The organism is Verrucomicrobiia bacterium (assembly GCA_035629175.1).
Taxonomy (GTDB): domain Bacteria; phylum Verrucomicrobiota; class Verrucomicrobiia; order Limisphaerales; family DASXHY01; genus DASXHY01.
Map to the genome: position 1 here is coordinate 22,068 of DASPIL010000094.1, position 9,384 is coordinate 31,451.

Sequence of the window (9,384 nt, forward strand, 5' to 3'; positions counted from 1 at the left end):
ATTCAACCCGCTATTCGTAACGCAACGCGTCAATTGGATCGAGACGCGATGCCTTCCGCGCGGGATAGAACCCAAAGAAAATTCCCACAGCAGCGCTGAATACAAACGCAATCATCACAGAAGTTGGCGAAATCAAGGTGGGCCAGCTGGTCTTCGCGGAAATAAAATGCGACGCGACGAAGCCCATGAGAATCCCAATCAACCCTCCAAGAATGCTGAGTGTAACTGCCTCGGTGAGGAATTGCAGGAGGATATCGCGCCCGCGGGCTCCGACAGCCATGCGGATCCCAATCTCACGCGTTCGCTCGGTCACACTCACCAGCATGATGTTCATGATGCCAATGCCGCCAACAACCAGGGAAATGCTGGCAATCGCGCCGACGAGGAGCGTCATCGTCTTGGACGTCGCAGTGGCCGCCTGCGCGAGTTCCAATTGATTGCGCACGGTAAAATCCGGCTCGCGCCCCGGGCGGCGTTGCTGGAGCAGGTCCGTGACGTCTTCCTGGATCCGCACCATCTGGCTCGGAGCCGAAGCCTGAATCAGAATCGCGCTGAGATATTGGCGGCGTGAGACGCGGCGCATGGCGCTTGTGTAGGGAATGATCACAACGTCATCCTGATCCTGGCCGAAGAAATTAACTCCCTTGGGCGTAAGCACGCCAACAACGCGAAAAGGCATGTTGCGGATGCGGATCGTTTCACCGATGGGATCACCTCCGGAATACAATTGGTCCACAATGGTTTTCCCGATGATTGCAACCTTCGCTGCGGCGTTCACATCGGCCTCGGTAAACATCTCGCCCGACTCCAACCCCCAGGCGCGGATTCCGAGGTAGTCGGGTGATTCACCAAGAACCTGTGTGTTCCAGTTCAGGCCATTCGCCATCACTTGTTGGCGGTCCCGGATCTCGCAGCTCACCGCGACCACTCCGGGAATTTCGCCTTGGATGGCAGTTGCTTCTTCAGGCACGAGCGTGCTCATCGAACCCCAGCCGCCGCGAGCACCGCCAGCCGTAAAGCTTCCTGGAAAAACCGACACAACGTTTTGGCCCAGGCTGGCAATCTGTGCCTCGACCTGCGATTTCGCGCCATTGCCAATCCCAATGGCTGATATGACTGCGGCGACGCCGATGATCATGCCCAGCATTGTCAGCAGCGTGCGCAGCTTGTTTCGCCGCAGCGCGCGGAGGGCGATCCTGAAAGTTGCAAAAATTCTTTTCATGATAGCCGCACCGCTTTCTGCGCTTCCCGCAACCTTTCCAGTTCGCGCGACGCAAGAAGCCGATTCTCAATCGGCGAATCGGTCAGGATGCGCCCGTCACGCATGACAATGGTGCGTTTCGTGTAGGCTGCGATATCGAGTTCGTGCGTTACCATCACCACCGTCATTCCCTGGTCATTGAGCTTTTGGAAAACGCCCATGATCTCAATGCTCGTCTGGCTGTCGAGATTGCCCGTGGGCTCGTCCGCCAGGAGGAGTGCCGGCTCGTTCACCAGCGCACGCGCAATTGCAACCCGCTGCTGTTGGCCCCCAGAAAGTTGATTGGGATGGTGATCCGCGCGATCGGCCAGTCCCACGAGGCCAAGCGCGCGCATCGCCCGATCCTGCTGCTGGCTGCCTGAAACGTTTTGATGCGTGTAGAACATCGGCAGTTCCACGTTCTCGATGGCAGACGTGCGGGATAACAGGTTGAAGCCTTGAAAAACAAACCCGATTTTCTGGTTCCGAATATCCGCGAGTTCATCGCGATCGAGTTGGGAGACATCGATGCCGTCCAGAAAGTAACGCCCTTCAGTCGGCCGATCCAGGCAGCCGAGGGTGTTCATCAAGGTGGATTTGCCTGAACCGCTGGCGCCCATGATTGCGACGAATTCGCCCCGCTGCACCCGCAGGGACACGCCGCGGACGGCGTGAACGTCGACTTCACCGGTGTGATACACCTTTTGAATGTCCTGCAACTCAATGACGGGATCACCTTGCATGCTGGGTCGCTGCGCGTTTAGAAACGGCGAAAACCGCCTGGCCTGCCTGGGCCACCGCCGCCAAAAGGATTCGAAGGCGGTCCGCCAGCAGCGCTGTCGCTGCTCATCATTCCAGTCACCACTTCATCGCCTTCCTTCAAGCCGTCCAACACTTCCGTGGTCACACCATCCGAAATGCCTGTGCGAATTGTGGTGGGTTTCAGGGAGGGAACCCCGCCTTTCTGCTCGAGGACATAAACCGTGCGCTGGCTAAAGCGATCTCCGCCTTCGCGCTGACGGTTTCCACGCATACCTCCGCCACCCCCTCCACCTCCCCCACCGCCGCGGCCTTCGCCCCGTGGACGTCCTTCGCCGCCAGCAGCACGGGCCATCTGCGGTTGCGGCGCAGCCGCGGGAGCAGCGTTCGTTCCGATCAGAAATGATTCCGGCGGACGAAATCGGAGCGCGGCGTTCGGAATTCGCAGCACGTCCTGCCGTTCCTGAAGGATCACAGACACGTTGGCCGTCATGCTTGGAAGCAATTTCAAATCTTCGTTGTCCACGTCAATGATCGCGCTGTAGTTCACCACGTTCTGGTTCGTCACAGCACCATAGCGGATCTGCGTCACCTTCCCGCGGAACGTGCGATACGGATAAGCATCCACTGTGAATGTCGCGTCCTGGTTTATCTCCACGCCGCCAATGTCCGCTTCCGACACGAGAGCAGAAATCTGCATTTTGCTCAGATCGTTCGCGATGATGAAAAGCGTTGGGGTGTTGAAGCTCGCGGCGACTGTCTGGCCGACATCGACATTGCGCGAGATGACCACGCCATCCACGGGCGCCACAATTGTGCAGCGGGAAAGATCCACGTTGGCGCTGGCGAGAGTGGCTTCTGTCGATTTCAAGTCGGCTTCAGCCTGCTGCAGTTGTGCCATCGCGGTATCATGATCCGCTGCTGGGATGAGGTTGCTTTCGAAGAGCGAAACGGCGCGCTTAGCTTGCACCCGCGCGAGCGCAAGGTTGGCGACCGCATTGGACATCTGTGCTTCGGCGCGGAGGACTCCGACCTTGTAGGTGGAGGGATCGATTTCGGCGATCACCTGGTTAGATTTCACAGTGGAATTGAAATCCGCGTAGATCGCCTGAATCCTGCCCGAGATCTGGCTGCCGACCTGGACGTTCACGAGTGGCGTGAGGCTGCCGGTCGCAGTCACGGATTGAACAATGTCCCCGCGGCTGATCTTGGTCGTTTGGAATTGCGGCGGTTCGTCGCCTCGGCGGAAGTACCAAACCACGGCCGCGATCACTGCGGCAATGACGATCAACGAGACCACGGGTGTGATCCATCCAGATTTCTTTCGCGCCATAAATAGTCAGGTCAGCTCCGGCCCTTCAGACAGGAACTCAAACCCGCAGGTTACCTGGTTTCCCCCGGATGTCGATTCTCAGGATCGAGTGATAGTCGGAGAAATTGTTCGGGTGAAGCCGGGATCCGTAGTCATTAGAGTCATTAGCGCCGGGTAGTTCGGTGAGGACGGAATGGCATGCCCGGGCATGGGGACATCGCATGGCGCTGGCGGAACAACGTTAGCCATTTCCAAACTTGCTCCCATACGGGCCAGTTCAGCGAGAGCTCGCCGGAGGCGATAAGCTGGAAATGTCTAAGTGCCGGGCGCGGTAAAGGTGCGTGCCACAGTGAACCCAAACGTAGCCGCCGCCAATTTGGATCGCATCAACACCCCGTTCGGGGATGTACGCAATCTTCCTGATGGTCTCTGCCTCTAGATCCACGACTGCGACGTATCCTTGCCCTCCAACCCAAAGTTGTCCCCGGTCGAGCGTTAGAGTTGTTGGAAAGCTTGGAAGCGGGTCCTTTGCCAGAAGACGGCGTTCGCGTTGGTCCATGAGGGAAAACACTTTGATAGCGCCGCGGGGGGGGAAGTCCACCCGACGCGGAACGTGTCACATACTGTCCACTTCGGTTGGTTGCAAGAGTTGTCCGAATGCTGTCAGCTTCCTGAACCGAAACTACGCGGATGGCTTTATGAATTGAATTCGTTGCTCTTGGATGAGTTTTGGTTTCAATGGTCAGGGAGACGAGCTCCTCTCGAATCCCTTCAAACAATTGCCCCGCTCCGATTTCGTAGCACATTAACGATTCCCCGCGGCTGTAGCTGCGCGCTTCCCATGTGTTCTGCACCGTGCGATAGCGCATCGATGCAGCCCCGGATTTAAACCAAATGTCCGCATCAGCTCCCGGGCGGATGTGTGTGACGGCGGTCCGCGGAGGTTGCGTCGCGTCGGTGATGTCGCCCAATGATGATGTTCGAAAGGAAGTAATGGTCCGGGATTTGATGTCGTACTTTCCAAGACCGCCGCCCCACGCGTTTCCGTAGCCGATCCAAAGTGTATCGCCCACGCTCCATAGGCCAGAGATGTGGTTCATCAGGAGTCCCTCTTTTTCCGTTATCATCCGAACTTTCTGTGTCGCTCGTTCAAACTCAACAATTCCTCCCCCGGCTGTGCCGATCCAAATTGACAATGGCCCAATGTGGATGGCGGAGGCAGGCGTGTCACCCTCCAGCGGCATCCGCGTGACCGAGTTCGTCTTCAAATCGAAATCGACCCGCATGAGTTCGCCACTGAATGCAATCCAGAGCCCGTTCCAATCTGCACCGACCAAAGGATTGTCGCCCGATGTGGAACTGTAGCGTCGAGGATGATGGAAATGAATGCAGGGCTGGCCGAGCTCGAATTCCCGAGGATCATGGAGTTTTGGCAAGCCCAACTTTTCACGGCAAAGCGCGGCCTGTTTGTTTGGAAGAATGACGGTGAACGCTGGACCCCATGGACCGCGGTTTCCCATTTCGTATGGACGGTTTCCGAATGTTTCGAAGATCGGTAGTGCGTTGCTCCATTTCTGGCAGGCCATCAGCTGGAAGGCCATCGCCAGTCGATCGCTGGCCTGGCCGAACTTGCGTTCGTCTTCGGAATCCAAAGCTGTCGCGCGGGCGATCGTTTCCAGCGCTTTCAGGGCAATCGCAGGGAATCCATGGTCGTTCGCCCAGTAGTACACGGTCGAACGCAGGTGAACCCAGAACGAAACCACCCTGTTCGGGAGTTGGTCGGCATTTTCAACACACCAATCAAGGGTTGTTGAGAACTCGTCGAAAATGGAGGCATTTGTATCTGTCTGGAACGTAATAATGCTCGCCAGGAGATACGGCGCTGCGACGGGAAAGTCAGCCCGGATCCGCGGGTAAAGTCCAGCCAGGCGGCGTCCGGCCTTCTCGCGATCGTTGCCGAGAACCTCCAAAAATGCGTCCATGCCCATGCTGGCACTGTACGTTCCGCTTCCCGAACGGAGCATTCTGTCGAATGACTGGAACCTTTCGAACAGACGCTTTTCCGCAAGGACTTCAGCCTCCGTGGAGTTTCCCCGGACGATGATGGCCTCTTCTGCAGCCCGTTTGGCCTGCGTTTCGTAGAAGGCGATCGCAGCCGGATTTGTTGTGCCTTTCACCGCGTGCTGAAACCAGTGCAGTTTTGATGAAGACGGATTGGGCCACTCAAACGAGCGAACCAATCCTTGTCGCGCGATTTCAGACCATTCATCGCTGGCCGACTCGTCAATAACGTGGCGATACTGCTCGCGCGCCTCATCCAATCGTTCGATCAATGTTTTGCGAAAACACGTGGCGAGAGAAACTCGGGCTTCCCTGTTGAGCGGCTCCAGGAGCAAAACCGTCTCGAAACAGCGCACAGCTTCAATGGCATTTCGCCTTCGACGTGCCATTTCATTCTCGGCCATGCGGGAGTATCCTTCGTAGCTAACCCATGCATGACTCCAGAAATCCCCGCTGATGCGCGCGAGCTCTTTCCCCTTTTGCAACAGCGATTTTGACTCGGTCAATCGTGAAAAGACGAGGGCTTGCTTATCCTGCGCGATAATGCGATCGATCCCTGCCTTGACCGCTCGAAAGAAGTCTTCGTTCGAACGTTCGCGAAATTCCAGTCTATGACCACGACCGAGCGCTCTGCGCACATCGAGGGCGAGCTCGATTTGCATGTTCGTCGTCTCATAGGATTGATACACGCCGTCCACCATCCAATAGGCGGCTTGCATCGGCTGTGGCGGGTTGTTCTGGTTTTCGGCAAGCCCGGCGAGGTCAAGATGCAATTCCTTCAGCAACAGGTTGACGAACTCGCGTTCCAACAAAGTCACGGCGCTTCCCTGATAGGCCGCGATTAAATACGAACGGAGCTGTTGGGGCAGATCGGCCTGGCGGCTGTTGAGACTGATATCTTCAAGCCCGCCCACTGCAAGGTAGGTTTTCAAGCGGGGATTCGCCGCGTCCTGTCGCGATTGCCTCACAAACGTCGCTAGATTCGAGGCGATCATTTGCACATTGACGTCGCGAGGGATCATCGCCGCCTCGCGCATCACTCCAGTCCGGGCGTCGACAAGGCGGACAACGGCGACATTGGATCCGTTGACCACTGCCGGCGTGCCGAGTAGGAACCAATCGGCCCTGAGCAATTGCCCCGCACGAACCGCGTCGCTCGCCCGAACCAAGCCGCGGGCGTTCAGCTGCAGCTCGGAGACGATCTTGTCGAGCGCCTGCCGCTCGATCAGCTCCAGACCGGCCGCGCCATTCAGGTTGGCGATAACCAGATCTCCCACCGTCTGGCTTTCCGATTCCCCAGGCATGCCCGTATTCCCAATGGCCAGGCGAACCGCGCGGCCGGGTTCAATCGGTTCTGGGAGCGATTGGACGGTGGGTGCGGACCTGTGCAGCCGCCCAGCCGCGGCAAGCAGATCCTGTTCTGTGATCCGGATGCTGTCCTCCGCAAAGTAGCCCACCTTCCAAAGCAGGAGCGCCATTCCCAGAAGAGCCACAACGAGGGATGAGCTAATTACAATGACGAATGATTTGCGAAGGCGCATGTCTGGCGTTTGTTCACGGGTGCCATTGAGTCACGTTCTTCGCATGTAAGACATCGGTCGGCTTCCCAAACTTTGATTTCTTTTCATCGTTTGAACGAAGACGGCGGCGCAGGATCTTCAATCAAGTTCTCTGCTTCAACGGCTATGGGCCACAGTCCGGAGATGTTCGGCCAGGGTGTTGGCCACTTCAGGATCGTCATACTGACGCATGAACGTTTTTTGGGTTTCGGAAACTGGCCCGGCAGATTCGACGGCCTGCGCAAAAGCTGCGTGGTCCCCCGGTTTTACATAGATCGGGTACTCGCTGAAGATCGACCGATAATGCGGCAGCTCGTAGCAGAAGCAGCGGCACCCGCAGTACAGCGCCTCCGCAAGCGCGATTCCCCAGCCTTCCTCGTAACTTGGGAAAAAGAAAAACTGCGAACGCTTCAGGAGCGCAATTTTTTCCTCCTCCGTCACGAACCCCGCCAGTTCGATGTTCGTGACTTCCAACCGCTTCATCTCGGTCGCAAGGAATTCCCCTTCCGGCCCCGTCCCCGCCATGATCAGCCGAAGGCCGGGACGGCTGCGGGACAACGATTTCATCACATGCAACAGATCAAAAATCCCCTTTTGGGATACCAGCCTTCCCACAAAGCACGCGAGATCGGGGTCGCGAGCTTCAGCGCGAACAGAGTCTATCAGGTGGGCATCAAAACCTGCAGGGAGAATGAACATCGGCTTTCCCGGCAGGCGTTCGGCCAATTGCCCGCGGACATATTCGTTTCCCGCCACGATGAAATCGCACGCGCGGCGGAGGATGAGCAGGGTCAGCGCTTGTTCACAGGCCGCGATTGCGAATCGCACGCGCGTGGTGAGATTCACTGCTTTGCGCGCAGGATTGATGTGGTAGATCACGGCTCCCTTCCGGCGCGCCTTCCAGAACCAGATGGGAATGACATCCACCGAGAATGGAGATGCAGAAAGGGCAACGTCGTAAACAGTGCGATTGCGAAAAGCCCAAAGAACGCCCTGAACAATGCGTGTGAGGAATAGCGTGATAATTCCCGGGAGGCTCAGCTGATTATTGCGTCGTGTCAGGAATTTTTTGGCGGCGTTGGGAACGAAGGACGTGGCGGATTCGGGAATGAGCACGTCGGGCCGTATCTCCGCCAGGCGGATGAACTTGAACAGCACCAAGTCTCCCCCTCCTACGCTTTTGCCTTCCTGCGCGAGGCTGCCATTCAGCGAGATGAAGACCGACAGCGGCCGCGATGCAGAAAGGGGGAGCGCTGCAGTGGCATTCATCGGCAACTCGGGCATAGGCAATGTGGCGCACAGTCACCCACAGCGGCTTCGCGGTTTCAAGTGGAAACCAGTTGATGATTAGCGATTGGGTAGACGAAAACCCGCGGCGCAGCCCCTTCAACGGAGCCGCACGCGCGGGTTTGTCGCCGCGGGTGTGAGATTATTTTGCCGCGAGTGCTGCCTCAATCGCAGCGATCACTTCGGGCGCATCAGGTTGCACTCCCGGTTCGAAGCGCTTCAGCACTTTGCCGTCGCGCCCCACCAGGAACTTGCCGAAATTCCATTTGATGTTCCCTGGGAACGGAGATCCCTCACCAGCAAGCATTGTGTAGAGCGGATGCCGATTCGCGCCGTTGACATCGATCTTCTCATACATCGGAAACGTCACCTGATACTCGCGAACGCAGAACTCGCGTATTTGCTCGCTTGAGCCGGGTTCCTGTCCGCCAAACTGATTGCAGGGAAAGCCGAGAACGGTGAAACCTTTGTCCTTATACTTTTGATAGGTTGTCTCCAGGGACTTGTATTGCGGCGTGTTTCCGCATTTCGAAGCGACATTCACAATCAACATGACCTTGTCCTTGTAAGTCGACAGGGTGGTGTCCTTGCCCTCGAGATCCTTCACCTTGATCTCGTGAATGGGCGCTGCCGCGAGGGTTGCTGTCATAACTAAGAGTGCCAATGGAGTAAATAAGGATGGGGTTCGCATGGGCCATCTCTTACCCCGGGCTCCGGGTTTTGTCGAGAGTACCCGAGACTCTTTCTGGGTGGGACACGTAGCGCGGGTTTTCAAACCTGTTATATCGCAGGCGTCCCAACCTGCCTGGCGTTATTCACCGCGAGCTCGGTTGAGATCCGCAATGAACTGATCCGGCAGGTTCGATGCGCCAAGGAATCCAGCCGCTTCACGAATTCGGCCGCCCCAGACAGGTTGAACGTTAAGTCCCCTGGAAGTCTGCGCGCTCCGGAGGCCGGCCGGCATCGGCGTTCAGGCGGCCTTCGCGCTCAGCCTGTTTTGCAAGGAACGAATCAGGCTTTCGAAGATGAGCCGGCCGTCATCGCATCCGAGAATCTTTTCGCTGGCGCGCTCAGGATGCGGCATGAGCCCTGCCACATTGCGGGCCTCGTTGCAAATGCCGGCGATGTTCTCGAGCGAGCCGTTGGGGTTGGCTTGTTCGGTCGCT

General features: G+C 57.4%; 7 protein-coding genes. All 7 read right to left on the reverse strand.

From position 1 onward, the window contains the following. Positions 1-10: 10 nt before the first annotated feature. Entirely contained in the window at positions 11-1,222 is a 1,212-nt protein-coding gene (locus tag VEH04_16305) for an ABC transporter permease (GenBank protein ID HYG24340.1), read from the reverse strand. Beyond that, on the reverse strand, positions 1,219-1,983 hold the full coding sequence (locus VEH04_16310) for an ABC transporter ATP-binding protein (GenBank protein ID HYG24341.1): 765 nt from the start codon (positions 1,981-1,983) through the stop codon (positions 1,219-1,221). The genes VEH04_16305 and VEH04_16310 overlap by 4 nt, the downstream gene beginning before the upstream one ends. Before the next feature lie 17 nt (positions 1,984-2,000). Next, positions 2,001-3,332 (reverse strand): efflux RND transporter periplasmic adaptor subunit, encoded by a 1,332-nt coding sequence (locus VEH04_16315; GenBank protein HYG24342.1) that lies wholly within the window; start codon positions 3,330-3,332, stop codon positions 2,001-2,003. 365 nt (positions 3,333-3,697) lie between these two features. Further along, the gene (locus VEH04_16320) at positions 3,698-6,913 is read right to left on the reverse strand and encodes a hypothetical protein (protein HYG24343.1); all 3,216 of its coding nucleotides are present in this window, start codon (positions 6,911-6,913) and stop codon (positions 3,698-3,700) included. A 135-nt stretch (positions 6,914-7,048) separates the two neighbouring features. Then, positions 7,049-8,215: a glycosyltransferase gene (locus VEH04_16325; protein HYG24344.1), complete on the reverse strand. Its 1,167-nt coding sequence runs from the start codon at positions 8,213-8,215 to the stop codon at positions 7,049-7,051. A 145-nt stretch (positions 8,216-8,360) separates the two neighbouring features. Further along, entirely contained in the window at positions 8,361-8,867 is a 507-nt protein-coding gene (locus VEH04_16330; GenBank protein ID HYG24345.1) for a glutathione peroxidase, read from the reverse strand. A gap of 321 nt (positions 8,868-9,188) precedes the next feature. Next, positions 9,189-9,384 (reverse strand): phosphoribosylformylglycinamidine synthase subunit PurQ (locus tag VEH04_16335; GenBank protein HYG24346.1); only part of this gene is annotated, 196 nt, incomplete at its 5' end.

What these genes read in the sequence shown, in the direction of transcription:
- VEH04_16305 (HYG24340.1), bottom strand. Translation starts at nt 1,222, where the DNA reads ATGAAAAGAATTTTTGCAACTTTCAGGATCGCCCTCCGCGCGCTGCGG.
- VEH04_16310 (HYG24341.1), bottom strand. Translation starts at nt 1,983, where the DNA reads ATGCAAGGTGATCCCGTCATTGAGTTGCAGGACATTCAAAAGGTGTAT.
- VEH04_16315 (HYG24342.1), bottom strand. Translation starts at nt 3,332, where the DNA reads ATGGCGCGAAAGAAATCTGGATGGATCACACCCGTGGTCTCGTTGATC.
- VEH04_16320 (HYG24343.1), bottom strand. Translation starts at nt 6,913, where the DNA reads ATGCGCCTTCGCAAATCATTCGTCATTGTAATTAGCTCATCCCTCGTT.
- VEH04_16325 (HYG24344.1), bottom strand. Translation starts at nt 8,215, where the DNA reads ATGCCCGAGTTGCCGATGAATGCCACTGCAGCGCTCCCCCTTTCTGCA.
- VEH04_16330 (HYG24345.1), bottom strand. Translation starts at nt 8,867, where the DNA reads ATGACAGCAACCCTCGCGGCAGCGCCCATTCACGAGATCAAGGTGAAG.